We start from the raw sequence: 24371 nt of genomic DNA on the forward strand, positions 1-24371 counted from the left end.
TCCATGGGCCGTCGGCGACCCGAAAGAGGGCTGGGACTAATGCCTATTCAGAATAAGCAGCCAGCATTTGGCCACTAGTTAAGTCAAATGTGAACGATTAGTCAATTTTATGGCGTGTTTTTTTTGCTGTTTCCGACCAAATGAGCCATGAAAAAACCCCCACAGCCCGCATGGATTGCAGGACTGATGGGGGTTTCAGAGATGCGGAAAATTCCTCAGAAAATTCCTGCGCCAAACTATCGGCACAATGCCATGGAAAACTCAACCGAACATCTGGTAGACCTTGGCGCCCTTGCTGGCACGCTGCAAGCCGGTGAGTTCCGCACCAATAGCTTCACGCTGCCGCTGGCAGGCACCGAGCATGTCGTTGTACAGGCTCAGCAACTGCTCCAGGGTTGTACGCAGGGCTTGCTCGTCACGCTCCGCCTCATGCATCGCCTCGTCGATCTTGACCTGGCAAACCTGGTCCAGTTCGCCGATGGCTTCCCAGTTGCCCGCCTGTAGCGCATCGGCCAGGGCGAGTCGAGTCTCATCCAGTTGTTGCGTGGCTTGGCTCATAACGAATCCTTTAGAACTCTTCAGTGCGAAATGCCGTCCCACCCGGACTTCACTTCCAGCAACAGGGCGCTGACTTCGTCGAGCAGGCTGGCATCGTTACTGGTATTGGCCTCGACCAGACGAGCGATCATGTACTCATAAAGGCGATCCAGATTGCCGGCCAGCTCGCCGCCGTGCTGGCTGTCCAATGCCTCGCGAAGCCCGCCGATGATGCCAATGGCCTTGCCAATGAGGATGCCCTTTTCCGAAACCTGCCCCCGCTCCATCGCGCCACGCGCCTGTGCCAGGCGCTCCAGTCCACCCTGCATCAGCAGTTGAATCAGACGGTGAGGGCTGGCATCGGAGACCTGCGCCTCGATGCTGACCTGCTGGTATTGCTTCATCGCTTTCATCGCGTACATGGACCCGCTCCCAATGGGCTTCGCTATGACCGGGTTATCGGCAAGAAGCGCAGGAGCTTTACGGTGGACGGGAAGTTTTTTGCCGACGACGCGGCCCGTGCGCCGCATCGTCAGTCGGCGCCTCATTACTTCTTGCCGCTGCCGTAGGGTAGGCTGGCAAGGTTATCCGTGATGCTTTTCTGGCGCTTGGTCATTTCGTCCTGCATGGCGGAAAGCAGGTTGAACTGAGTGGTCAGCTTCTCCTGCAGCGCAGCCAGCCGCTTGGCCAGGTCGGCTTTCTGCTTGTCGACACTGGTGAGGGTCTTTTGCAGGGTCGTGGTGCGTTGATCGAGAATCCCCTGCGCATCCGTGTAGGGTTTCATCTTGTCGCCCAGACGCTTGGCCAGGCCGGTATCGCCCGTGAAATAGTTGGCGATTCCCTCGAAATCGGCGCTGATCGCTTTATCGAGCTTCTTCTCGTCAATTTCCAGCGTACCATCCTTGGTGGTGGTGATCCCCAGGGCCGCCAGGTTCCGCACGCTGCCATTCTCGTTGGAGGCGATCAGTTCGCTGCGCATGGTATTCACCAGGGCGCGTACGGAGGCATCGCCGAGCAGCGCTCCGGTAACCGGCGACTTGTCCTCGCCGACCTTGGTTACCACGGTCTGTTCGTTGATGAACTTGGTTAGGGTGTTGTAGGCATCGACGAATTTCTTGACGCTCTCCTTGACCCCGGCGTCATCTCGGGAAACCGTGAGGTTGATCGACTTCCCGGCCTCCGTAACCGCCTTCACATCGAAGCTGACTCCCTCGATGACATCACTCACGCTATTGGAGGCAATACTGCGCTTCAGGCCGTCAACGGTGATCTCGCCGTTCACCGCCTTGGTCACGTAACCGGCAGCAGGTCCGTCGCTGAGTTTGGGAGCCGTCGCGGGATCGAAGGCCAGTTGGCTGAGCGAGGTATTTCCACCGCTGCCGTCGTCGCTCACCTCGACCTTGATGTCCTTGCCATCACCGGTTTTACTGCTGCTCAACACAAGACGCGAGCCGGAGTTGTCGGTGATGATGGTGGCGCTGACCCCCGCTTCCTTCCCCGCCTTGTTGATGGCGTCACGCATGCCGGCCAGGGTGTTGTTGCTGGAATCGACCGTGATTGCCGGAAGCTTCGTGTCGCCGACGGAAATGTTCAGCGTGCCGCTGTTGAACTTGGCATTGGCAGGATCGGCAATGGCGTGCAGAGCGATCTTGCTGCTGGTGGCAAGGCTGTTGACCTGGATCTGGTAGGTGCCGGCCACGGCGCTCTGGGTAGCAGTCGCCTTGAGTATGTCTTCGTTGGAAGACTTGGCGGTACGTGCCATGAATACGGAGTTGCTGTTGAGCGCCGTAAGAGCCGTCTGGAACGCACTGATCGCGCTCTTGAACTGACCCAGAGCAGTCAGGCGGGTCGTGGTGGTCTTCTCCAGGGTGGCGAGTTGGTTGGTCTTAGCCGCGCCCTCCAGGTTCACCATCTTGCTCACCAACTCGGTGTAGTCGGTCGAGCCTACTCCTATCGAGATACCGGCCATAATCCATCTCCGTCAAAAAACTGTGCATGTCTGCCCTATGCCTTCGATAGGGCAAGCACCATGCCAATTCGTTCAAGCCGCGTCAGGCGCGGGCTTCGAACAAGACACTGCGTACATCGTCGAGCCGGGCGGCAAGTTTTAGTACTTCTTCGGAAGGAATTTGCCGCACGACTTCACCCGAGTCACCGTCGATCACCTTGACCACGACCTGGCCAGAGGAATCGTCGATGCTGAAGTTCAAGTTGCGCTTGACACTCTGCACGAAGGACTGGATATCGCTGACAGCGAGCCCCAGGTCATCGCGGGATTCGGTGGCATCCCTGGAAACCGCTGGGTCCGGCACCGGTTGGCCGAGGCCATCCGCTGCGCTGCGCTGCGCGAAGATATCGCCGCTGGTCTCCGGAGTAGTCTTGCCGGTCTTGAACGTAGAAAGGGAAGTGATGTTTCCGACGTCCATTTCTCATGCCTCGCAAAGGGAAAAGGGAGGAAGGGTCGCCCCTTCCTCCCACTACCGCGTGAGTGACCGTTCCCGGGCTTAACGCAGCAGGCTCAGTACCGCCTGCGGCAGTTGGTTGGCCTGGGCCAGGATCGCGGTACCAGCCTGTTGCAGCACCTGGTTCTTCGACAGCGCCGCGGTTTCGGCAGCGAAGTCGGTGTCCTTGATGCGGCTACGTGCGTTGGTAGCGTTTTCCGAGATGTTGGTCAGGTTGTCGATGGTGTTCTTGAAACGGTTCTGAACAGCACCGAGGTCGGCCCGCTGGGCGTCGATCGCGGCCAGAGCGTTGTCGACGACCGCAATGGCGTTCTGCGCACCGTCGGCGGTGGAGATGTCGACGCTGGCCACGCTGCTCTTCTGCGCGGCGCTGGCGTTGCCGAAGATTTGCGAAGAATGGGTGCCGGTACCGCTGACCGAGTAGGCGGTCGGCGAGTTCAGTTGCACGTAACCCGTCACCACGGTGGTGGTAGCGGCAGTGCCCGCAGCCACCACGTTCTTGGCAGCCGCCTCGAACTTGCCGTCGGAGCCCTGGACCTTGACCGCGACCTGACCGGCAGTAGCGGTACCGGTCTGGGCACCGAACTTGACGTTCTCGCCGGTGGCGGAAGTGATGGTCAGCACGCCTTTATCGTTCATGCTGGCGGTGATACCCAGCTTGGACGAGTTGGAGTTCAACTGGTCGGCCAGGTCCTGTGTGGAGGTCACGCCAGCCAGGCTCACGGTGTTGCTGCCTACGGTGACATCGAAGTTCATCGAACCACCAGCCACCGCGCTGACTTCAGCGGTGAAGACGGTGCGTGCGCGCGCCGACAGGTTCGGGATGGCGCCGTCCATCTTCTCGGCGATGGCCTTGGCGCTGTCGCCGGCGGCAATGCCGATGTTCTTCACCTGGCCGCCACCGACCAGGTTGACGGTGCCCGAGGCAATGCCCGAAGCGGTTGCGGTGCCCGCTACGCTGGCAACGGTACCTGCGCCGTTGCTGCCCACCTGGTACGAACCGATGGCGCTGGCAGAGGCGTTCTGCAGGCTGATGTCGATGGTTTCGTAAGCATTGGAACCGACCTGGAAGCTGGTGGTACCGAAGGAACCGTCAAGCAGCTTGCGGCCACCGAAGGTGGTGGTGTCGGAGATACGGGTCAGTTCGGCCTGTTGCGCAGCCACTTCCTTTTGCAGGGCAGCACGGTCGGCGTCGCTGTTGGAACCGTTGGCGGATTGCAGGGCCAAGTCACGGATGCGCTGCAGGATGTTGGTGGACTGCTGCAGGGCACCTTCAGCGGTCTGAGCCAGCGAGATGCCGTCGTTGGCGTTGCGGGTGGCAACGTTCAGGCCGCTGATCTGGTTGGACAGACGGTTGGAGATCTGCAGGCCGGCAGCATCGTCCTTGGCGCTGTTGATGCGATAGCCGGTGGTCAGACGCTGCAACGAAGTGTTGAGGTCGTTGGAAGAAGCATTCAGGTTGCGCTGAGTGTTCAGGGAAGCAATGTTCGTGTTGACTGTAAGGGCCATGGTGGTTTCCTCCAAAGGACCTATTTTTCGGTTACCTGAGCTTGCGATCTCTCGGCCTGCTTGCTCAGGTGCCCCAAGAATTCGCGTTCATGGTGTTTATCGGCGTCTCCCGGCGGAGCTTTAGAGAAAAATCAACATTTATCTTTTTCCCTTCTTCTTCAGTGGGTTGCACTCTCCGAAGAAGCTCCGTCAGTCTCGTTCCTGCGCCACGGTCGGTTCGCCCGACGCCTGGTGGAAACGCCGATACTCACTGCATCGACTTGCCGTCGACTTTCTTTAGCCCTTCCAAGCGCCGCCGCATATATGAAAAAGGCCGATGACTTGCGTCACCGGCCCGGCACGAGGAGCACGCCTGTCAGTCAGGTAGCCAGGCTGCCGCCCATTCATGCAGGTGCTTTCCTTCGAGCATCCAGTCGCGTCGCACCACCTCGCGCAACTGCGCACCGGCGGCAGCGCTGGCATCCGGGTCGGATAGATGCATGCGAATGGCCTGCAGCCAGTCCTCGCGACGATTCTTCACCCGCGTGACAGGCAAGCCATCGCGATAGCAGAGCACATCGCTGCATATCACCGGGAAACCAAGCACCCCGTATTCCAGAAGCCGCAGGTTGCTCTTGCACTCGTTGAACCGATTCTGCTCCAGCGGCGCCAGGGCGAGATCGAGATCGAGACTGGCAAGGTAGGCGGGATAGCGCTCGATCTCCACGCCGGGATGGTACTCGCGTACATACGGGCGCAAGGCGTCGGGGCAGAACCCGAAGAACACCCAGTCGACCTCGTCCGCCAGCTCGCGCACGACCTCGGCAATCAGCTCGAGATCGCCGTCATGGCCGATTCCACCTGCCCACCCGACCCGTCGCCGTGCGCCATCCCGGCGCTGGCTGGAAAGATCGCGCCACCAGTGGAGGGGAAGGCGGTTGGGCAGCACCCGGATATCGCCGTGGAGCTGACGGAAGGCATCCGCCAGGGGCTCGGTCGAGACCACGAAGCGGTCCACCAGACCGAGAGCACGACCGAGGATCTGCCGAATGTCGCCGGGCATTTCGGCCCGGTGCAGGCTTTTCAAGGGCAGATCAGGCAGGTAGTCGTCCAGTTCGTAGACCCGGAAGGCACGGTTGAACGATTTCATGTGGGCAATCGCCTGCAGTTGCTCGTCGCTGATCTGCCGCTGGAGGACGATGCTGTCGATATCCATACGCTCCAGCGCTACCGGCCGCAGGAGCGACTCGCTGAGCAATCCATCCAGCAGACCGGCGTCGTGCAGCGCACGAAACGGCTGGCGCACACGATAGTGGCCGCAGCCGTAGGGGTCGGCGGGATGCGCCAGGATACGCGGTAGCGGCGAACATCCGAACAGCGGCTGCCAGTCGGGAAACCGGGGGCGCTCGAGAGCGAAACCGCCAGCTTCCAGGCTGAGGTTGCGGTTGTAGGCAGGGTCTTGCGCCAATGCCGGAAGCCAGCGCCGATACAAAGCCGCATCGGCGTCTGCGGAAGGCGCCGCGAAACCGCCGTCCTGGGCCAGCACCGCATAGGGCGTCCATACGCTCAGGTAGCCGAGCTGGCGGGCACGCAGGCTGAAATCGACGTCGGCGTGACCGCGGGCGAAATCACCCTCGTCGAAGCCACCCGCCTCCTCATGCAGCGAGCGTTTGAATAGCAGGCACGAAGCCGACAGCGCCGTGTGATTCTGCGTCACCAGCAGGCGATGCATGTAGCCGGCGCTCTCCCCCGGCTCGTCGGCGAAGGCGCGGCCCACCGCACCGCCCAGGCCGAGCACCAGGCCAGCTTCGCGGATCGTTCCGTCCATGCCCAGCAGCTTGCCGCCAACCAGCCCGACCTCTGGGCGCCGGCCGTGATTGAGCATTTCGCGCAACCAGTCTGGACGAAGCGCCACCACGCCGACGCCCAGCGACAGGATGAACTCCCCCCGGGCCTCGGCCACGCAGAGATTAAGGCATTCCGCCTGGCTAGCGGCCTGCGGGTGGTACACCCGGATCTGCTCGCTGCCCAGCCCCTGGACCGCCTCCAGCCAGGCGAGCATATCGGCCGCTGGCGGCTCGGCGACAACCAGCAGCAATTCGTAGGAGGGATAGTCGGTATTTTCCAGCAGGCTTTCCACGCTGCGCTGGAGGAGACTCAGGCTGTCGCCAATGGGAAGCAACAGGGATACCGAAGGCATGCCCGCATACTCATAGACGATGCGGTTGATCACAGCCAAACGGCCCGGCTCGATACGGTGCGGGATCCCGAGGCGATTCAGATGCTCACCGACCGCCACCGCGATGAACGGCTGCACGTCAGCGCTTGCAAGCCATTCGCCGAACGCACACGCACTGTGATAAAGGACTTCGGCAAGATGGCCTACACACCCCAGGCCCTCCCGCTCCACCAGGCGGAACATGAGGTCCTGCAACGCGAGGGCGCCGAAACCTTCGTGCAGCCCACCCTGCGCCAGAAAAGCGGAGCGCTGAAAGGCAAGGGAGCGGCCGCTATAGGGATAGCTACGCAGCAGGTCCAGGTTGAAGTCAGGCTTGAGCAATGGCGCCTCGTACCGCCCATCCCGCAGATGGTCTTCGTCGCTGTAGCAGCAAAGCAGGGCGCCTTCCGCGCGCGCCTTTTCCGCCAACAGGAGCAACGCGGCACGCGCCAACTCATCTCCCGCATGGATGACGATAAACCAATCGGCGTCGCTATCGGCCACCGCTCGGTTGATTCGCTCGACCACGGAACATCCGTCGGGCTGCCAGGCCAGCCCCTTGCGTACGAAAGCCTCGGCCCGACCCAGGACCCGGACTCGCCAGGCCGGCAACACCTGTCTGTCGAGGCTCGCCAGCGTCCGTTGCAGCACGGCGTCCGCGGCTTCGTCGGCGTGTACCAGGACCTCGATTCTCAGCGTACGCTGCAAGCCATCGATGAAGGAACGGTAGCGCGCAGGTACCGGTTCGCGCCCACAAAGCCAGGTCTCGTAGTCGCTGCGTGGGGCCTCCGCAACCACCGGACCCGTCGCGCCGCTCGCCAGCGCCGGGCAATAGCCGCCCGGCTCCGGCTGAAACGATGCCTGAAGCAACAGCGAGACCGGTGTCGAGACACCTTCGAAGGCCGGATAACTGCCATCGCACTCCAGCTCGATCGTCATGCCACCGCGTTCGTCGCTCCGGAATGGCAGGGTCAGCCCCTGCGGCCGTGCGTCTTCGATAGCCAGGCTGCTGAAAAGCTGGCCGTTGAGGGACACCCGCAACTGGAACGGAAAACGGTCGTAGAGATGGCTGGCAAAGGGCGTCACCTGCAGTGTCACCTGACGCTGACGCAAGGGCGCACCCAATACGCAGGGAACGGCTCGTAGCCGAGAACGCGCGCAGAGCATATGGACATCTCCCTGCCGCAGCAGTCCCGCCTCGGCGAACAGATTCAGTTGTCCAGCGGGCCATTCGATCGGCGGCTCCATTGCCGCCACGGCCCGTAGCCACAGCGGCAGCTCTGACTCCAGCGGCAAGTCGGCCAGTTCCTCGAACAGCAGACCGGGCTCCAACAGACGCCAGGCTGCATTCGGCTGCAGACGGGCGAGCAGCCTGTCCAGACGGCGTACGCTCCAGTCGCCACCCACGACGCCCCCCTGCCCCGCCTCCCCTGCCAGACGGGCATGACGCACACGCCCCCCGGCGATGGCCGGCAGTAGTGCGCTTACCTGGTGAGCACTGCCTGGCAGCAGGCCGCCGTCATTTTCCACCAGCAGCACCGCGGACGCCGTCCGCTCCAGCGTGGCCGCCTCCATATCGCGCCATGCCTGCCACGAATCGAATCGCTGTACGCCATCCGGCAGAAGCGCGCCCGGCGCAGCGATCAGGCTGATGCGGCGACAGGCGAAATGGGTGGCGTAGTATTCGACCAACCGTTGTCCGCGGTCCGTTGCGATACGCGCATCGAGCACGATATGCAAACGCGGCACCTGAGCAATCGCGGCCGCCACCCTCTGGATACTGCATCCATCGCGAAACCGGCCATAAAGCTGCTGCGTTCGGACTTCCTGGGTGCTGCGATTTTCCGCATGCAGCCCAAAAGCGTTGGCCATCAGATCCAGCAACTGCTCGTCGTCGCTGAATTCCAATCCGATGTCGCGCCAGGCATTGCCCGGGGCATCCGGATTGTAGGCCCAGCGTGCAATCCGTTCTTCACGGGAGAAGAGCAGGATCGGGCGATCGAGCGTCATGAACTCGAAGATCAGCGAGGAGCGATCCGCCAGCAGGATATCGGCTTCGGCGAAACTGGCCGCGATACTCGCCTCGGGATCGTCCACCAGGCTGACCAGCGGATCGATGCGCGCCTGTTCGCGCCAGAGACGCATGAGGTCGCGGAACAGGTCCTTGTCGCTGACGAACGCATGCTCATGCTGGACGATGGCGGGATGTGGCTTGATGATGATCCGGGACTCTGGATAGACCTTGCGGATCAACGCCACCACCCGGTCGCCGATATGGACGGCGGCACTGATCTCGGGGTTGTAGGTGGGCGCGAAAAGGATCGTCGGCCGCCTGGCATCCGGAGTCCTGGCCGGCAGTCGGAACACCTCGTCGCACCAGCCGTTGCCAGTCAGCAGGAAGCCCTTGCGAGGCATGACCGCGGAAGCCAGGGTATCGTCGATATCCCAGGCGCTACCGCAGAGATAGTCGGCGTAGCGATAGGTGCCCTCGGCGTAGCCATAACGGGTGACCGAACCATGACGCATGCCGATCAGCAAAACGTTGTGCGCGTCGCAGTAGTCGCGCCAGAACTCCACCGACCAGCCATCGGCCACCGCGATCACGTCCGGCTTCCAGGCCATCACTTCGTCTATGTCCAGGCTCAGCAGGCTGTCCTCGAAACACTCAGCCAACGGACGCAACGAACGATAATGGAACGGCATGTTGCCGTAGCAGGCGACCCTCAGCCCCGAATAGCGCTTCGGACGCGCAACCGCCAGGTCCTGCTGGAACAGTTGCAGCACACGCTGCCGGCCGGCGTCATCCGCCGCTCCCAGGCGTATATCGGCCACCCGGCGCAGGCCCAGGGAAAGTACCAGGCGGGCCTGATCCTCCTGGCGCCGGCAATCGCTCGCGCCGGACACCGACAGGACATCCTCCAGCAGTAACCAGCCACTATCCTCCAGTGCCTCGACGATTCGCAGCAACTGGCGCATAGCCTGCCACTCATCCGTGATGCGCCCCACCACGCCCCCCAGGCAGGCCAGTCGGAAGCGTTCACCCACGGGCAGATCGCTCGCTGCGCGCGCCTCGACGATCCTCGCCCCCCCGGCAAGCGCTGCGATATCCATTCCACAGACCCAAACGGCTGCACTCTCCTCCAGCAATGGCAATACTTGCCGACCCAACCAGGCCGAACGCTGCTCGGCGTATGTGCTTTCGCGCCGGCCTGCTTCGCTCACGCTGTCGTCAATCATTCAGGTTCCAGTTGTTCAGATGTACACGCCGCGCCATGTCCAGATCGATGGCGGTGTCGATGTCGAAGGCGTCGAGTTCTTGCGCGGGCAACGGCAGGTAGGACTCGAGGGCCTGATATACATAGATGGGCTGATCCACCACCATATTCGGCTGGAGAACCGCGATACCTGTCCATTCGAACGCGTGCTGCGGCTCGCGAGTGAAGGCAGTGACCATTCCTTCCTCCTGGTTCAGCAGGACCCGCACGCCATCGCTGGTGGTATAGCGCGAGACCCCGACGAGCCCCTCGTGCTCGGCAGCGGCCCGGAGGAAGCGTTCGAAGGAGCGATTTTCGATGAAGGTATCGCCATCCACTGCGAGGAAACGACCATCGAGATGACGCGAGACCCTGTGAATGCTCTGCAGAGTATTGGTTCGATCGAAATCGGGATTGCGCACTATGATCGCGTCCCTGCGCAGACTGCGTACCTGCTCGATCACCAGTTCCTCCTGGAATCCGACGACGACCCAGACGGTGGGGATATCGACGAGGCGTTCCAGGTGCTGGGCCAGCAGAGTCCTGCCACCGACCTCGACCAGGCACTTGGGCTTGTTCAACCCCAGACGAGAGCCGATGCCCGCCGCACTGATCACAGCATGTTCAATAGCCGGCACAGGGATTCTCCTTCATGAACCACGAAATCGCTCAGCCCCGTAAGCACCCGGTTAGGCACATGCACCCCACCATAGGCGATTCGCAGGTCGGCGGCCTCGAACATCGGCACGTCGTTCATGCCTTCGCCCACAGCCACGATGCGATCGAACTCGTTGCGCAGGGAAGCCACCGCATCGCCCTTGTGGAGAATTTCCTCCACCCCCTCCAGGCGTCCGTCACGCACAGAGGCTCGCGAAGTGAAACTGCGCACGCCAAGACGCTCCAGCACCGGTCGAACCCAGAGATCCAAGTTGCCGGTCATGACGAAACATTGGCCGGGATGCTGGGAGATGAATGCCAGGATATGCGGATCCAGTTCCACTTGCTGACGCAGAGTCGTGTGGATCCAGTCCAGATTCGCGTCACGCAGCAGGCGGACTCTGAGTTTGAAAGACTTGTCGAACGGCAGGAACCCGTCGATGGTCGCCTGTGTCAGCACCTCGATCTCGTCTTCGAGGCCGACGGACGACGCAATCAACGGCAATAACTCCTGGCGGGTCAGGGTTCCATCCAGATCGAAGCAATAGGCGGTACGCACAGAGTCATCCCCGTCGCTGCAGAATCATGAAGTACTGGCGGGTTTCAGCACGCTTTTCCAACGTCTCGGCGAACAGGCAGTCCTCTTCGAGTATCGCAGGCGCTTGCCCGCCTCCGGCCTGTGCAAGCATGTCCTTGAGTTCGGTAACGGTGCGGTAGACCGCCGAGTATTCATGTTGCAACTCTTGCGAGAAGAAACGATCCAGCGTCAAGCGCTGCTCGATGGCCACCGGCTCGCGCAAGTAGATCCGTCCGTCCGGCGCGCACAGGCGCAATGCCTGACGCAGCAACTCCAGGCAATCCACGTCATTGAGATAGATCAGCAGACCCGAGATTAACAGCAGATCGTAGGGAGGGCTGAGCGCCAACTCGGCGGGGCGGATATCGGTCGCCGACATCTCCTGGAAAACCAGCCTCCCATGGCCACGCTGCCGCGCTTCCCGCCTGGCCTTCTCGACCAACGCAGTGGAGAAGTCGATCCCCAGGTAGGCGGCATGCGGCGCCTGCTCGGCCACCAGCCAACCCCAACGACCGATACCGCAGCCGATGTCGAGGACCTTCCGCACAGCGGGCAGGGCGAACCCCGGGGCTACACGGAGTTTCTCGCGACGATCGCGCTCCTCGACCAGCTCCGGTTGCTGGTCCTGGTACATCGTCGAGCTCAGCGCGTTGCGGTAGTCGCGGGTAGCCCGGCCCTCGAAGAATGCCAGGGTGCTGTCGTAGTCGATGGCGACGGGCTTGCCTTTTATCCGCTGTCTGTCCGTCATTCCAAGACCTGCTGTCGACTTCGCGATATCGGCCCTTCGGTAGTCATCCGCTTAGCTCATGTAGTTGAACAGGCTCAGCCCGCGAATCTTCACGAAACTCTGCTGCGCCGCATCCATGATGGTGGACTGCAGGGTTAACCGGGAGAGCGCTTCGGGATAATCCAGGTCCTGGATCTGCGAGATCACAGCGGTGTTCACCAGGGTCACGTCGTCGATGAAAGTCTCGGTCGACTCGGTGACGTTCATCCGGGCGCCGATACGCCCCTGACCGGTCAGTATCTGGGAGTTCGATGAGTCCAGGTTGGAGATCGCCACGCCCACTGCGTCACGGATCGCCAGATTGCCGGCCGGCGTATCCTCGGCACTGAGCAGGGCTTTGCGCAGGTCGGACACGGTATTGAGCAGGCTACGCTTTTCCTGGTCAGGTTGGCGCTTGATGCTGAAAGTGTCGCCCCCCTGCGGCTCGCCGTCGATCTGCACTTTCACCCCACCGAAAATAATGAAGTCGCTGCTCTGGGGGTTGTCGTCGATCTTGCCGCTGGCCAACGTGGCGAAGCTCGGCGGATTCGGGTCGCTGGTGCTCCAGTCGTAGCCCGGCGGAATCGTCTTGAGATCGTAGACCACGTAGTTCTTGGCATCGGTGAAATGAATGCCGACGCCATCGCTGGCTTGCGGTGGCGTACTCGATGGGAACACCGTGTCGTAGGCCTCCTTGTCCGTCACCAGGCCCAGAGATATGCCGCTGCCGCTTGGCTTGCCGCTGGAGTCCAGGCCAGCGGCATCCTTGCCGGTGGATACACGGTTGGCGTTGCTGCCGCTTTCGAAAAGAACCTTGCCATTGTCGCTGATGGCGATGAAGGTGCTGCTGGCGATCTGAACCTCGCGCTGGCCTTCGTCGCCCTTGTAGGAGTAGGTACCATCCGGGTTGCGTACGAAAGGCTGGGTGTCGCCCTGGCTACCCGAGAACAGGTATTTGCCGCTGGCATCGCGACTATTGAGCAGGTTCAGCAACTCGTCCTCACGTTGCGCCAACTCGGTGGCCAGCGCGTTCTTGTCGGAAGAGTCCAGCCCACCGTTGCCCGCCTGGACGGCGATCTCGCGGATCCGGTGGATGACGGTGCCGACCGAATTGAGGATGGTTTCCTCCTGCTGCAGGCTGTTCTTCGCCGCCGTGATCCCTGACTTGTACTGGCCGTTGAGTGCCTGTTCCTGATTCAGTTGCAGCAGACGCACGGCACCGACCGGGTCGTCGGCCGGAGTCAGCAGGCGCTTGCCGGCACTGATTTCAGCCTGGGTGCGCGTCAGATCGGCATAGTTCCGGGAAATGCCACTGACCGAGTTGTTGAAAGCCTGGATCGTGGAAATGCGCATGGCGACGGTCTCTCGGTTAAAGCGCTCAGCGGAACGCGCCTATCAGGGTATCGAACAGCGAGCGGGCAACTTGAATCACCTGGGCCGACGCACTGTAGTACTGCTGGAACTGGATCAGGTTGGCAGCCTCCTCGTCGAGGCTCACCCCGGACAATGAGTCACGGCTGTCCTGAGCCTGCTTCAGCACGGTCTGCGAAGCCTCGGTGCTGGCCCGCGCCTGTGCCGTCAGCGTGCCGACCCGTTCGACCAGCCCCCCGTAGGCATCGTTGTAGGTGGACCCCGTGCTACCGGTGCCGCCGACCGTCGGCTTGGTCTGCAAGGCGTTCAGATTGAGAGCATTGCGGTTGTCCGAAACGCCGTTCTTGTTGAAGCTCAGGGTGAAGCTATCGCCAGTCTGCGGCACGTTGGCCAGATTGAACTCGTACGTATAGGTCTGACCGCTCCCCGGATCGGTGTAGGCCATGCGCACATTGTTGGTAGAGCCGCTGCTCAGCGTCGGACTGCCGGACAGAGCATTGCCGTCCTTGTCGACATAGCTCCAGCCGGCCGGCAAAGGCGAGGTAAGGGTGTAGGTCTTGCCGTCCGCGCTGACCGTCGCGCTCAGCGGCAGGCCATTTGTACCGAAGGCGTTCTGCAGCACCGCCGGGTCGATCGGTGAAGGCCCGCCGACCAGGTTCGGCTGGCCGATGCTGCCACTGCCACGGTTGTTGGTAGTGGCCTCGGCACGGGCGGAACCGGCGAAGGCCAGCTGCGCGGCATTTTTCAGGGTAGTCTCGATGTCGCTGGCGCCGCGCCGTGTCGGTTGCAGAGTGAAACGGTCACCTGCGGCCGGCAATTGATCGAGGGTCACGCTGAAACCCTGGTCGACACCGCTGGCATCCTTGAATGTCAGGGTATACGGGCCGCTACCGCTGACCGAGACCTGCATGGCGGCGTCATCGCCCAGGCGTCGCGCCGTGAAACCGGTACCGTCGAAGTCCAGCCGATAATCGCTGGAATTGAGCTTCGCCGTGTCGGTGATGTTCAGGCTGGCATGGACGTTACCGGTGTTGCCGTTCTTCGCCAGTACGCGCAACGCGGTGATGTCCGGATCATTGATGTCGCCGAACAGGTTGCTACCGGCCTTGCCCGCCAGGTCCAGCCCCTGCCCCAGTTGCTTGTTGACGGTATCGGCGAAGGTCAGCGCCAGTTGACCAAGCTTGTTGTAGGAACTGTCCAGGACGGTATCGCGATAAGTCAGCAGGCCACCCATCTGCCCGCCGGAAACCAGCCTGGTCACATTCTGCGTGGAATCGCCAAGCGTCAGTTGCACCTGATAGCGGGTCGGATCATCCACTCCTGGCGTCACGCTCAACGACGAGACGGTATTGCCCACCACCAGCGGCTGACCACTGCCGATGAAGAGACTGACGCTGTTGTCATCCTGGGTGACCGCCGTCACACCGATCAGCTCAGACAACTTGCGCACCGCCTCGTCGCGAGCGTCGAGCAGGTCATTGGGTACAGCACCTGCGGACTTGGCTTTGGCGATCGCATCGTTGTAGCTGGCCACGCTCTGGCTGAGGTTGTTCACCTGTGAGGCCAGCGCCCCCAACTGCTGGTTGATCAGGCTGTTCTGCTTGTCCAACTGGTCGTAGAGGGTATTGAAGGTCTTGCTCAGGCCCTGAGCCTGGGCCAGCACCGCCTCGCGCGCCTCGGTCGAGGAAGGGGTTTGCGCAGCGGTCTGCAAGGCGGAGAAGAAGCGTTGCATCGCCGGGCTGATCCCGGTGGTGTTGTCCGCGAGCAGGGAGTTGAGCTGATCGATCTGCCCCAGGAACGCATTCAGCTCGCTATTCTGGCTGGTGGCGTTGCGCAGTTGGCCGGTGAGGAAGTCGCTGGCCAGCCGGCGCACATCGACGATCTGGCTGCCCGAGCCCATGTAGCCGGCGCCGCTGAACTGCGGGACCTGCGTCTGCTGGATGGCGGACTGGCGGCTGTAGCCCGGGGTCTTGACGTTGGTGATGTTGTGCCCGGTGACGGTCAGCCAGGTCTGGCTGGTGCCCAGGCCGGACAGGCCGATGGAAAGTAGGTCAGACATGGATCAATCCTCCTTGCTCAACCCAGGGGCGGCGTGCCGGCGGCGGCGACGGCCTGGTAGGTCTGCATCTGTCTGGCGATCTGCGCCACCTTGCGGGCGTACTGCGGATCGGTGGCGTAGCCGGCGCGCTGCAGTTCCTGCATGAAGCGCTCGGGGTTGGCGGCTTTGTCCAGGGCGTTCTGGTAGCGATCGTTGCCCTGGAGGAAGCTGACGTAGTCGTGGAAGCTCTGCTCGAACGATGAATAAGAACGGAAGGCCGCGACTTCCTTCACCGCCTTGCCGGCTTCGTACTCGGTGGTCAGGGCGCGCGCCGAGGCGCCGTCCCAGCGGCTGCCGGTCTTGATGCCGAACAGGTTGTGGCTGCTGGCGCCATCCTGCTGGCGGATGATCGACTTGCCCCAGCCGGTTTCCAGCGCGGCCTGGGCCACCAGGTAGCGGGCGTCGACGCCGATCCGCTCGGCGGCCTTCTGGGCCATCGGCAGCATGGTGGCGATGAATTCGTCGGCCGAGGCGAACATCGACCGTCCCTTGGCCAGTGGCGGCTGGGCGAGGCGCCGGCTGCCCTGGCTGTCGAGGCCATCGGTGGAAAAACCGCGGCGGCTCGCCGCCGGGTAGCTCTGCGCCGGCAGGTAGCTGTCCTGGCCGAGGCCCTGTGCCTGGCTGGCGGTCGGCGAGGCGGAAGGTACGATGCCGGCGAGCATGCGCTCGGCCAGCTTGCCCGGCAGCGCCAGGCGCCGCTGGTTGAGCAGCTTCGAGTCGTCGCGACCGGCTTCCGGCAGCGGCAAGGCCTTGCCGGCCTGCGCGTTGGGATTGCTCGGCCAGTGTCCGGCGCCGTTCTCGGCGACCCGGGCGAACGGATTCTCGCCGTTGCCCCTGGCGCCCTGCTTCATCTTCGACAGCTGGCGCACCAGTACGTCGGCCAGGCCGATACCGCCGGCATTCTTCGACAGGCTCACCGACAGCTGCTGGTCGTACATGTCCTGGTACTGCTTGGTGGTCTGGCTGTTCATGAAGTTGCCGTCGCCCAGCGCTTCGTTGGCCGAACGCATGGACTTGAGCATCTCGTTGAGGAACAGCGACTCGAATTCCTGGGCGACCTTGCGGATGTTCGCCTCGCCGTCGCGGTCCTTGCCGACCTTCAGCTGGTTGAGGCGGTTAAGGTCGGTGTAGGAACCGCTGTCGGGGGTTCCACCGATACCGCTGAGCAAACGGGAATCCATGGCCTCGTCCTCAGATCACGATCAGGTCGGCCTGTAGCGCGCCGGCCTGCTTCAGGGCTTCGAGGATCGCCATCAGGTCGCTCGGCGCGGCGCCGACCTGGTTTACCGCGCGGACGATGTCGTCCAGCGTGGTGCCGGGACCGAACTTGAACATCGGCTTGGTCTCTTCCTCGGCGTTCACCCGCGAGCGCGGCACCACGGCGGTCTGGCCGTTGGAGAAAGCGCCTGGCTGGCTGACGATCGGGTCTTCGGTGATGCTCACGGTCAGGCTGCCGTGGGTCACGGCGGCCGGCGAGACCTTGACGTTCTGGCCGATGACGATGGTGCCGGTGCGCGAATTGATGATGACCTTGGCCACCGCCTCGCCCGGCTGCACGTCGAGGTTTTCCAGGATCGACAGGTAGTCGACCCGCTGGTTCGGATCGAGCGGCGCGCTGACCCGCACCGAGCCGCCGTCCACCGCATGGGCGACGCCCGGGCCGAGCAGCTCGTTGATGCGGTCGACGATGCGCTTGGCGGTGGTGAAGTCCGGGCGGTTGAGATTCAGCGTCAGGCTGTTGCCCTGGTCGAAGCCGCTCGGCACCGCGCGCTCGACGGTGGCACCGGCCGGGATGCGCCCGGCGGACGGTACGTTGACGGTGATCTTCGAGCCATCGCGCCCCTCGGCGTCGAAGCCGCCGACCACCAGGTTGCCCTGGGCGACCGCGTAGACCTGGCCGTCGATACCTTTCAGCGGGGTCATCAACAGGCTGCCGCCGCGCAGGCTCTTGGCGTTGCCGATGGACGACACGGTGACGTCGATCGGCTGGCCGGGCTTGGCGAACGGCGGCAGGTCGGCGTGCACGGATACCGCGGCGACGTTCTTCAGCTGCACGTTGCCGACGTTGGCCGGCACCTTGATGCCGAACTGCGCCAGCATGTTGTTGAAGGTCTGCAGGGTGAACGGCGTCTGCGTGGTCTGGTCGCCGCTGCCGCTCAGGCCGACCACCAGGCCGTAGCCGATCAGCTGGTTGGTCCGCACGCCCTGGATGCTGGCAATGTCCTTCAGCCGCTCGGCCTGGGCCGCGCCGGCGGCCAGGAGCAGCGCGGCGAGGGCCAGCAGGTGCTTGAACTTGGTCATCGCGAGCATCCTCAGAACGGCCACAGCGGGCTGAGGAAGAAGCGGTCCAGCCAGCCCGGCTGGCTGGCATCGGCGAAGGCGCCGGTGCCGGAATAGGTGATCCGGGCATCGGCCACGCGGGTCGAGGACACGGTGTTGTCGGTGGCGATGTCGTCGGCGCGGACCAGCCCGGCGATGCGCACCAGCTCGTTGCCGGTGTTCAGGGTCATCCACTTCTCGCCGCGCACGGAGAGAATGCCGTTGGGCAGCACTTCGGCCACGGTCACGGTGATCGAGCCGGTCAGGCTGTTGCTCTGCCCCGCCTGGCTGTCGCCCTTGGCGTCGCGCGAGCCGCCGTATTCGGCGCTGAGGCTGAGGTCGCCGCCGCCGATCGGGTTGTTGGTGGTCATGCCGCTGCCGAACAGCGAGGTCAGCCCCATCTTGGTCTTGCTGTCCTTCTGGATGTCGGAGTTGGCCTTCTTGCTCGCCTGGGTCTTCTCGTTGAGGGTGATGGTGATGATGTCGCCCACGCGGAAGGCCTTGCGGTCGTCGTAGAGGTTCTGCTCGAAGCCGGCCTGGTAGATCGCGCCGTTGTTCTGCGCGGCGGGCAGCGGGGTGCGCGGCAGCACCGGCGCGTAGTACGGATCGTTCGGCTTCGGCGGTGGATTGACGCAACCGCCCAGGACGGTGGCGATGCCAAGCAGGGAGACGATCATCAGCCGGTTCATGTCAAGCTACCTCGCGGCGTACAGCCAGGGCCCGGTCAGGGCCCGTCAAAGATTCTGGGTGACAAAGGACAACATCTGGTCGGCGGTGGAGATGACCTTGGAGTTCATCTCGTAGGCGCGCTGGGTGGTGATCATGTTCACCAGCTCCTCGACCACGTTGACGTTGGAGTTTTCCAGGGTGTTCTGGGCCACCGTGCCAAGGCCGTTGAGGCCCGGCGTGCCGACCTGCGGCGCGCCGCTGGAGCCGGTCTCCAGGAACAGGTTGTTGCCGATCGCCTGCAGGCCGGCCGGGTTGATGAAGTCGGCGGTCTGGATGTTGCCGATCACCTGCGGCTGGGCGTTGCCGGTAGTGGTCACCGAGACGGTGCCGTCCTGGCCGACGGTGAAGGTCTGGGTCTCGTTGGGCACGACGATCGCCGGCTCCAGGGCGAAGCCGTTGGAGGTGACGATCTGGCCGTCGGAGTTCAGGTGGAAGCTGCCATCGCGGGTGTAGGAAACGGTGCCGTCCGGCAGCAGGACCTGGAAGAAGCCGCGCCCGTTCACCGCCATGTCCAGCGGCTGCTCGGTGGTCTGCAGGCTGCCCGGGGTGAAGATCTTCTGGGTGCCGACGACGCGCACGCCGGTACCCAGCTGCAGGCCCGACGGCAGCTCGCTGTCCTGGGTCGACTGGCCGCCCGGCTGGCGGCGGATCTGGTACAGCAAGTCCTGGAACTCTGCACGGTCGCGCTTGAAGCCGGTGGTGGATACGTTGGCCAGGTTGTTGGAAATGGTGGTCAGGTTCATGTCCTGGGCGGACAGACCGGTCTTGCTGACCCACAGTGCCGATAACATCGTCGTGCTCCTCGGGCGCCGGTTTCATGGCGCCCCGCTCAAGTGATTAGCTGATCTGCAAAACCCGCGCCATGGCCGCCGAATCGTCCTCGGCGGTGCGCATCATCTTCACGTGCAGTTCGAATTGACGGGACAGCGAGAGGATCGCGGTCATCTCTTCCACCGCGTTCACGTTGCTGCTTTCCAGGAAACCGGAGACCACCTTCACGTTGGCATCGGCCAGCGGCACCTGCTCGCCCGGCTGCGGCTTGTAGTGCAGCAGGCCGTCGGTACCCTTTTCCATCTGTTTCAGGTTCGGGTTGACCAGCTTGATCCGGTCCACCACCGCGACCACGTTGGGGTTCTCGCCCAGGGCGCGGATACTGATGGTGCCGTCCTGGCCGATCTCTACCTTCTCTTCCGGCGGCACGGCGATCGGCCCGCCGTTGCCCAGTACCGGCAAACCGTCGCCGGTGCGCAGCATGCCGACGGCGTCGATGTGCATGCCGGCGGTGCGCACGTAGGCCTCGCTGCCGTCCGGCGCCTGCACCGCGACGAAACCGTCGCCGTCGATGGCGATATCCAGTTCGTTGCCGGTTTCCTGCAGGCTGCCATGGCTGAAATCGGTCCCGGGCCGCTCGCTCATGGCGAATACCCGCGCCGGGAAGCTGTCGCCGAACACCTGCATCGAACGCGCCTGCTCGAAGTCGCGACGGAAGCCGCTGGTCGAGATGTTCGCCAGGTTGTTGGCATGCGCGCGCATCGCCAGGGTGTTCTGGCTGGCTCCGCTCATGGAGACGTACAGCATCTTGTCCATCGAATCCTCCGGGCTCCGGCACAGGCTGCCGGGTGTTCTTGCAGATTAACCAGCAAGCAACGTGCCAGAACTCGAAAACAAAACTAACTTATTGATTTAAAAGGAATTAAAAAACAGAAAAGCCCCCTGGCGGGGCTTCGGGGGCAACCCCTGGCCGGGGGTTGCCGCTGGCGGCAAGCGGCCTTGCCGCCATCATCGTCAACGCAGGTTGATGATGGTCTGGGTCACCGCATCCTCGGTCTGGATGGTCTTGGCGTTGGCCTGGTAGTTGCGCTGGTGGACGATGAGATTCACCAGCTCGCTGGAAATGTCCACGTTGGACGCTTCCAGCGCGCCGGACTGCAACGCCCCCAGGGTGCCCGAGCGCGGCGCGCCGACCGCCGGCTCGCCGGACTCCGAGGACTGCACCCAGGAAGTCTTGCCGATCGGCGTCAGGCCCTGGATGTTGGCGAAGTTGGCCAGCACCACCTGGCCCTGCACCTTGGACTGGCCGTTGGTATAGCGGGCGAAGACCACCCCGGTTTCGTCGATTTCCAGCCCTGCCAGTTGGCCGGTGGTATAGCCGTCCTGGATCGGGTTGCTCTGCGCGAAGGCCGTGGAGTACTGGGTGGACTTGCGCATGTCGAAGGTGATGCCGCTGGCGGAGCCGGTGGCGCCGTTCCAGGCGTAGGTCGGCGGCGTCTTGCCGTCCGAGGCGGCCGGGATCCAGCCGGTGCCCGGGGTCGGCGGATTGCCGCTGGCCGCGCTGAACTGGATCACGTTGGTCGCCGGATCGATGCTGAAGCCCGGCCCGGCGGTGCTGCCATCCGGCGCGCGCACCGAGGTCATCTGGCCGCTGGCGTCGAAGCTGACGTTGAAGCTCATCGGCGTCTTGTTCGACGGATCGAGCGGGTTCACCCCGTCGATCAGCACCTTCATGGTCCAGCTGTTCTCCGGGATCGGCGGCGTGGCATTCGGATTCGGCTCGTTCTTGATGAAGAACTGGCTCATGGTGTGGGCGTTGCCCTGGCTGTCGTAGATACCCAGCGAGGACGACGAGGTGTAGGTGGAGGCGTCGCTCGGGTCGAACGGGGTCACGGTCGGCGGCTTCTTGGTCGAGTCCAGGTTGTACGACTGCTGGATGCTGGAGGTGGCCTTCGGCGCCTGGTTGGCGCGCTCGACCTTGAGGTCGGTGACCACGCCGTTCTGCAACTGCCCGTTAGGTCCCACGGCGTAGCCCTGCAGGCGGTAGCCGTTGTTGTCGACGATGAAGTCCTGCTTGTCGGTGTTGAAGTAACCGGCGCGGGTATAGCTGATCGCCCCGTTGTTGCTGGTGACGAAGAAGCCGTTGCCGTTGATCGCCAGGTCCAGCACGCTGTTGGTCGTTTCGAAATTGCCCTGCTTGAACATCTGCGAGATGTCCGAGAGCAGCACGCCGCTGCCCTGCGGGTTGCTGCCCGAGCCCAGCACCGAGGCGGCGTAGACGTCGGCGAACTCCGCGCGGGATTGCTTGAAGCCTACGGTGCCGGCGTTGGCGATGTTGTTGCCGGTGACGTTCAGGCCGCTGGAGGCCGCCTGGATGCCGCTCAGGCCGATATTGAAACTCATGGATAGCTCCTTGCCGGAAACGCCGGCTTATTGGCCGATGATCTGTACTTTGGACAGCGCGATGCTGCCCAGGCCGGCGAGGTTGAGCATCAGCTCGCCGCCGTTCTGCCCCAGGGTGACGCTGTCGACGTTGGCCGGCAGGTAGGTCTGGAGCCCGTAGGTCTTGCCGTCGATCGAGGTCTGCGCCTCGAACTTGTAGGTGCCCGGCGGCATGATGTTGCCGCTGCTGTCCTTGCCGTCCCACATGAAGCTGACGCTGCCGGCGGCCTGCTGGCCGAGGTTGATGCGGTTCACCACCGTGCCCTTGTCGTCGTAGACGTTGACCCAGACGTTGCTGCTGGAGACCGGCAGGTTGAGGGATGCCTTGAAGGTGTCCTTGGTATCCACCACCGACTTGTCGGTCGCCACGATGACCTTGCGCCCCACCAGCGAGGAAGCCTGCAGGGCCTGCGACGACTGATAGTTGGAGAGGATGCTCTCCATGCTCTTGTTCAGCGACTGCACGCCTTCGACGGTACTGAACTGGGCCAGCTGGGCGATGAACTCGCCGTTCTGCTGCGGCGACATCGGATCCTGGTTCTTCAGCTGTGCGACCAGCAGCTTGAGGAACTCGTCCTTGCCGAGGTTGCTGCTGCCCTTGACGCTCTGCCCGGTCTCGGTGGCGCCGGAACCGCTGGCCCGATTAGTGCTGTTGACGTTATCGATGCTCATGCTCTACTCCGCTCACTGACCCAGGGTCAGGACCTTCTGCATCATCTGTTTGGCGGTGTTCATCATTTCCGCGTTGGTCTGGAAGGCGCGGCTGGCGGAAATCATGTCGGCCATTTCCTCGACCACGTTCACGTTCGGGTAGTACACATAGCCATTGGCGTCCGCGGCCGGGTGGTTCGGCTCGTAGCGCGGCATCAGCGAACTCTGGTCCTCGACGATGCCCAGCACCTGCACGCCGGCCCCGGAACTGTCCTGGTCGGCGAACAGCGAACCGCTGTCGCCCTGGGCCTGCTGGAACATGGTGGAGAACACCGGATGGCGGGCGCGATAGGTCTTGTCGACGCTGGAGGAAACCGTCTCGGCGTTGGCGATGTTGCTGGCCACGGTGTTCAGGCGGGTGCTCTGGGCGCTCATGCCGCTACCGGCGATGTTGAAGACACTGGCGAGGGACATGGCGGTTACTCTCCACGCAGGGCGCTGACCAGCCCTTTGAACTTGCTGTTGAGGAAGGTGAAGGACGCCTGGAAGTGCATGGCGTTCTCGGCGTAGTTGGCCTGCTCGATCTGCGCGTCGACGGTGTTCTGGTCGATCGACGGCTGCACCGGGATGCGGTACTGCAGGCTGCCCTCGCCCATGCCGAAGCCCTCGGCGGCGATATGCCGCTCGTTGGTGGTGCGGGTGGCGAAGGTGCCCTTGGCGGCCTTGTCCTTCTGTTCGGCGAGAACCGCGCCGAAATCCAGGTCGCGAGCCTTGTAGTTCGGGGTGTCGGCGTTGGCCAGGTTGTTGGCCAGCACTTCGGCGCGCTGGGCGCGGAAGCTGAGGGCCTGCTGGTGGATACCGAGTGCTCTGTCGAAACTGATGCTCATGGCTGCGAACCTGTTTGCCGGTATGGCTATCGTCGCCAATACTTCAGCAAGGGGCGTGCCAGATATAAAAAATCTTTTTAATTCAAATAGTTGAATGAAAAACGGGGCTTCCCGTCAGCGGCAAGCGGCAAGGCATTTCCGCTTGCCGGCAAGGGTGGCAAGCGGCAGGCCCGCCTCCCCGGCAAACGAAAAAGGCCCGATATCGTGGATATCGGGCCCTTCCCTTGTCGGCAAAAGGGAGCGCGTCACTCGTGGCGGATGATCCGCTCCAGGTCCACCGGCTCGCCCGGGTGGGCGTGCAGCTTGTCGCGGATGTCCTCGAACATCGCATCGTATTCCTTGTGCACCCGGGTGATCGCGCCGAATTTCGGGTGCAGCCCGTGCTTCTGGGCGACCCGGGTGGCGTCGCTGGCGAAGTTGAAGGCGGTATCGCGCGGCAGCTCGAAGGAGTCGCTGAAGGGCTTGCCGTCGATCTCGCCGTCCATGTCGAAGTGCACATAGGCGCCGCTTTCGGCGTTGTGCCGCACCTCGTAGCGGATATGGATGTTGATGTCTTGCTGGTCGAGGCCGGGCAGGCTGACCAGATGGAGGTGGCCGGGTTCGAACATGACGAGTCTCCTGGTGGGAATCGGGATCAGTCTAGCCAGGGTCCGAGGAAAGAAAACCGCCCTGGATCAGTGCAACGTCTCTTTTTCCGCGCGCTCCTGGATGACCACCCAGGGCGCCACCACCACTGCCCAGAGGGGCGGGTCGCGCTCCAGGAAATCCTTCGCCGCCGCTTCTTCCACCTTGCCCAGCCCTCCGCCGGCGAGCCAGGCCGCGACCTTCTCGCGATCGTCCTCGGCCAGTGCCGCGGCGACCTCCACCAGGTCCAGGGCGGCGTCGACCTGGAGCAACGCGCCACGGGCGAAGAACGGTTGCAGCTCGGCCCAGGAAATGACCGCGGTTTCGCCGAGCAGCTTGGCATAGAGGGTGCTAGTTTGTTCTGTCATGGGATCTACCTGGATTGCATGGACGCCATGATAGCGTCCGCCGGTAGCCCACGACAGCCGAAGGAACACCGGGTCCAGGGAGGTGATGCAGGCCCACGCCGTTTTTCTATACGTTTATGTCAACCAGGCGACAGGATTCACGGAAGCTCGCC

The 24371-nt window shown here is 63.1% G+C and carries 22 protein-coding genes; all 22 read right to left on the reverse strand.

Features of this window, described 5'->3' with window-relative positions; translation table 11 throughout:
- Positions 1-261 precede the first annotated feature (261 nt).
- Entirely contained in the window at positions 262-558 is a 297-nt protein-coding gene (fleP, locus tag B7D75_RS19550; RefSeq protein WP_053814309.1) for a pili length/flagellar attachment protein FleP, read from the reverse strand.
- Positions 559-578: 20 nt separating this feature from the next.
- Positions 579-959 (reverse strand): flagellar export chaperone FliS, encoded by a 381-nt coding sequence (gene fliS, locus B7D75_RS19555; protein ID WP_053814310.1) that lies wholly within the window; start codon positions 957-959, stop codon positions 579-581.
- A 125-nt stretch (positions 960-1084) separates the two neighbouring features.
- On the reverse strand, positions 1085-2506 hold the full coding sequence (gene fliD / locus B7D75_RS19560) for a flagellar filament capping protein FliD (protein WP_053814311.1): 1422 nt from the start codon (positions 2504-2506) through the stop codon (positions 1085-1087).
- Positions 2507-2588: 82 nt separating this feature from the next.
- Positions 2589-2963: a flagellar protein FlaG gene (locus B7D75_RS19565; RefSeq protein ID WP_058129164.1), complete on the reverse strand. Its 375-nt coding sequence runs from the start codon at positions 2961-2963 to the stop codon at positions 2589-2591.
- A 78-nt stretch (positions 2964-3041) separates the two neighbouring features.
- On the reverse strand, positions 3042-4508 hold the full coding sequence (gene fliC / locus B7D75_RS19570) for a B-type flagellin (protein ID WP_053814313.1): 1467 nt from the start codon (positions 4506-4508) through the stop codon (positions 3042-3044).
- 355 nt (positions 4509-4863) lie between these two features.
- Positions 4864-9942 (reverse strand): CDP-glycerol glycerophosphotransferase family protein, encoded by a 5079-nt coding sequence (locus B7D75_RS19575; RefSeq protein WP_107114342.1) that lies wholly within the window; start codon positions 9940-9942, stop codon positions 4864-4866.
- Entirely contained in the window at positions 9935-10597 is a 663-nt protein-coding gene (locus B7D75_RS19580) for a phosphocholine cytidylyltransferase family protein (protein ID WP_079741334.1), read from the reverse strand. Before B7D75_RS19580 ends, B7D75_RS19575 begins: the two co-directional genes overlap by 8 nt.
- A complete protein-coding gene (locus tag B7D75_RS19585) occupies positions 10573-11175 on the reverse strand; it encodes an HAD-IB family phosphatase (RefSeq protein ID WP_053814316.1) in 603 nt (200 codons plus the stop codon). Before B7D75_RS19585 ends, B7D75_RS19580 begins: the two co-directional genes overlap by 25 nt.
- 4 nt (positions 11176-11179) lie before the next feature.
- Entirely contained in the window at positions 11180-11941 is a 762-nt protein-coding gene (locus B7D75_RS19590) for a class I SAM-dependent methyltransferase (RefSeq protein ID WP_053814317.1), read from the reverse strand.
- Between the two features lie 51 nt (positions 11942-11992).
- Positions 11993-13312, reverse strand: a complete 1320-nt coding sequence (gene flgL / locus B7D75_RS19595) for a flagellar hook-associated protein FlgL (protein ID WP_053814318.1) — start codon at positions 13310-13312, stop codon at positions 11993-11995.
- Between the two features lie 25 nt (positions 13313-13337).
- Positions 13338-15389 carry a flagellar hook-associated protein FlgK gene (gene flgK, locus B7D75_RS19600; RefSeq protein WP_053814319.1) on the reverse strand — a complete coding sequence of 684 codons (2052 nt, stop codon included), beginning with the start codon at positions 15387-15389 and terminating at the stop codon, positions 13338-13340.
- 17 nt (positions 15390-15406) lie between these two features.
- Positions 15407-16609 (reverse strand): flagellar assembly peptidoglycan hydrolase FlgJ, encoded by a 1203-nt coding sequence (gene flgJ / locus B7D75_RS19605; RefSeq protein WP_107114343.1) that lies wholly within the window; start codon positions 16607-16609, stop codon positions 15407-15409.
- A gap of 10 nt (positions 16610-16619) precedes the next feature.
- A complete protein-coding gene (locus tag B7D75_RS19610; protein ID WP_003082169.1) occupies positions 16620-17729 on the reverse strand; it encodes a flagellar basal body P-ring protein FlgI in 1110 nt (369 codons plus the stop codon).
- A gap of 11 nt (positions 17730-17740) precedes the next feature.
- Positions 17741-18436, reverse strand: a complete 696-nt coding sequence (flgH, locus tag B7D75_RS19615) for a flagellar basal body L-ring protein FlgH (RefSeq protein ID WP_034079483.1) — start codon at positions 18434-18436, stop codon at positions 17741-17743.
- 45 nt (positions 18437-18481) lie between these two features.
- Positions 18482-19267 carry a flagellar basal-body rod protein FlgG gene (gene flgG / locus B7D75_RS19620; protein ID WP_003082164.1) on the reverse strand — a complete coding sequence of 262 codons (786 nt, stop codon included), beginning with the start codon at positions 19265-19267 and terminating at the stop codon, positions 18482-18484.
- Between the two features lie 46 nt (positions 19268-19313).
- Entirely contained in the window at positions 19314-20063 is a 750-nt protein-coding gene (gene flgF, locus B7D75_RS19625) for a flagellar basal-body rod protein FlgF (protein ID WP_012076726.1), read from the reverse strand.
- Between the two features lie 198 nt (positions 20064-20261).
- Positions 20262-21650 (reverse strand): flagellar hook protein FlgE, encoded by a 1389-nt coding sequence (flgE, locus tag B7D75_RS19630; protein ID WP_012076727.1) that lies wholly within the window; start codon positions 21648-21650, stop codon positions 20262-20264.
- A gap of 27 nt (positions 21651-21677) precedes the next feature.
- Positions 21678-22361 carry a flagellar hook assembly protein FlgD gene (flgD, locus tag B7D75_RS19635; RefSeq protein WP_003149706.1) on the reverse strand — a complete coding sequence of 228 codons (684 nt, stop codon included), beginning with the start codon at positions 22359-22361 and terminating at the stop codon, positions 21678-21680.
- 12 nt (positions 22362-22373) lie between these two features.
- Complete coding sequence (gene flgC, locus B7D75_RS19640; protein WP_003082150.1) at positions 22374-22814, reverse strand: flagellar basal body rod protein FlgC; 441 nt, start codon at positions 22812-22814, stop codon at positions 22374-22376.
- A gap of 5 nt (positions 22815-22819) precedes the next feature.
- Positions 22820-23227, reverse strand: a complete 408-nt coding sequence (gene flgB, locus B7D75_RS19645; protein WP_033969368.1) for a flagellar basal body rod protein FlgB — start codon at positions 23225-23227, stop codon at positions 22820-22822.
- Positions 23228-23472: 245 nt separating this feature from the next.
- On the reverse strand, positions 23473-23835 hold the full coding sequence (locus tag B7D75_RS19650; RefSeq protein ID WP_003149705.1) for a DUF5064 family protein: 363 nt from the start codon (positions 23833-23835) through the stop codon (positions 23473-23475).
- A gap of 66 nt (positions 23836-23901) precedes the next feature.
- Positions 23902-24219 carry a DUF2288 domain-containing protein gene (locus tag B7D75_RS19655; RefSeq protein ID WP_003149704.1) on the reverse strand — a complete coding sequence of 106 codons (318 nt, stop codon included), beginning with the start codon at positions 24217-24219 and terminating at the stop codon, positions 23902-23904.
- Positions 24220-24371 lie beyond the last annotated feature (152 nt).

The sequence above is a fragment of the Pseudomonas paraeruginosa genome, assembly GCF_003025345.2.
Taxonomy (GTDB): Bacteria; Pseudomonadota; Gammaproteobacteria; order Pseudomonadales; family Pseudomonadaceae; genus Pseudomonas; species Pseudomonas paraeruginosa.

Excerpts from the sequence above, each read along its gene's own strand:
- fleP (WP_053814309.1), bottom strand. The coding sequence starts at position 558 with ATGAGCCAAGCCACGCAACAACTGGATGAGACTCGACTCGCCCTGGCC.
- fliS (WP_053814310.1), bottom strand. The coding sequence starts at position 959 with ATGTACGCGATGAAAGCGATGAAGCAATACCAGCAGGTCAGCATCGAG.
- fliD (WP_053814311.1), bottom strand. The coding sequence starts at position 2,506 with ATGGCCGGTATCTCGATAGGAGTAGGCTCGACCGACTACACCGAGTTG.
- B7D75_RS19565 (WP_058129164.1), bottom strand. The coding sequence starts at position 2,963 with ATGGACGTCGGAAACATCACTTCCCTTTCTACGTTCAAGACCGGCAAG.
- fliC (WP_053814313.1), bottom strand. The coding sequence starts at position 4,508 with ATGGCCCTTACAGTCAACACGAACATTGCTTCCCTGAACACTCAGCGC.
- B7D75_RS19575 (WP_107114342.1), bottom strand. The coding sequence starts at position 9,942 with ATGATTGACGACAGCGTGAGCGAAGCAGGCCGGCGCGAAAGCACATAC.
- B7D75_RS19590 (WP_053814317.1), bottom strand. The coding sequence starts at position 11,941 with ATGACGGACAGACAGCGGATAAAAGGCAAGCCCGTCGCCATCGACTAC.
- flgL (WP_053814318.1), bottom strand. The coding sequence starts at position 13,312 with ATGCGCATTTCCACGATCCAGGCTTTCAACAACTCGGTCAGTGGCATT.
- flgK (WP_053814319.1), bottom strand. The coding sequence starts at position 15,389 with ATGTCTGACCTACTTTCCATCGGCCTGTCCGGCCTGGGCACCAGCCAG.
- flgJ (WP_107114343.1), bottom strand. The coding sequence starts at position 16,609 with ATGGATTCCCGTTTGCTCAGCGGTATCGGTGGAACCCCCGACAGCGGT.
- B7D75_RS19610 (WP_003082169.1), bottom strand. The coding sequence starts at position 17,729 with ATGACCAAGTTCAAGCACCTGCTGGCCCTCGCCGCGCTGCTCCTGGCC.
- flgH (WP_034079483.1), bottom strand. The coding sequence starts at position 18,436 with ATGAACCGGCTGATGATCGTCTCCCTGCTTGGCATCGCCACCGTCCTG.
- flgG (WP_003082164.1), bottom strand. The coding sequence starts at position 19,267 with ATGTTATCGGCACTGTGGGTCAGCAAGACCGGTCTGTCCGCCCAGGAC.
- flgF (WP_012076726.1), bottom strand. The coding sequence starts at position 20,063 with ATGGACAAGATGCTGTACGTCTCCATGAGCGGAGCCAGCCAGAACACC.
- flgE (WP_012076727.1), bottom strand. The coding sequence starts at position 21,650 with ATGAGTTTCAATATCGGCCTGAGCGGCATCCAGGCGGCCTCCAGCGGC.
- flgD (WP_003149706.1), bottom strand. The coding sequence starts at position 22,361 with ATGAGCATCGATAACGTCAACAGCACTAATCGGGCCAGCGGTTCCGGC.
- flgC (WP_003082150.1), bottom strand. The coding sequence starts at position 22,814 with ATGTCCCTCGCCAGTGTCTTCAACATCGCCGGTAGCGGCATGAGCGCC.
- flgB (WP_033969368.1), bottom strand. The coding sequence starts at position 23,227 with ATGAGCATCAGTTTCGACAGAGCACTCGGTATCCACCAGCAGGCCCTC.
- B7D75_RS19650 (WP_003149705.1), bottom strand. The coding sequence starts at position 23,835 with ATGTTCGAACCCGGCCACCTCCATCTGGTCAGCCTGCCCGGCCTCGAC.
- B7D75_RS19655 (WP_003149704.1), bottom strand. The coding sequence starts at position 24,219 with ATGACAGAACAAACTAGCACCCTCTATGCCAAGCTGCTCGGCGAAACC.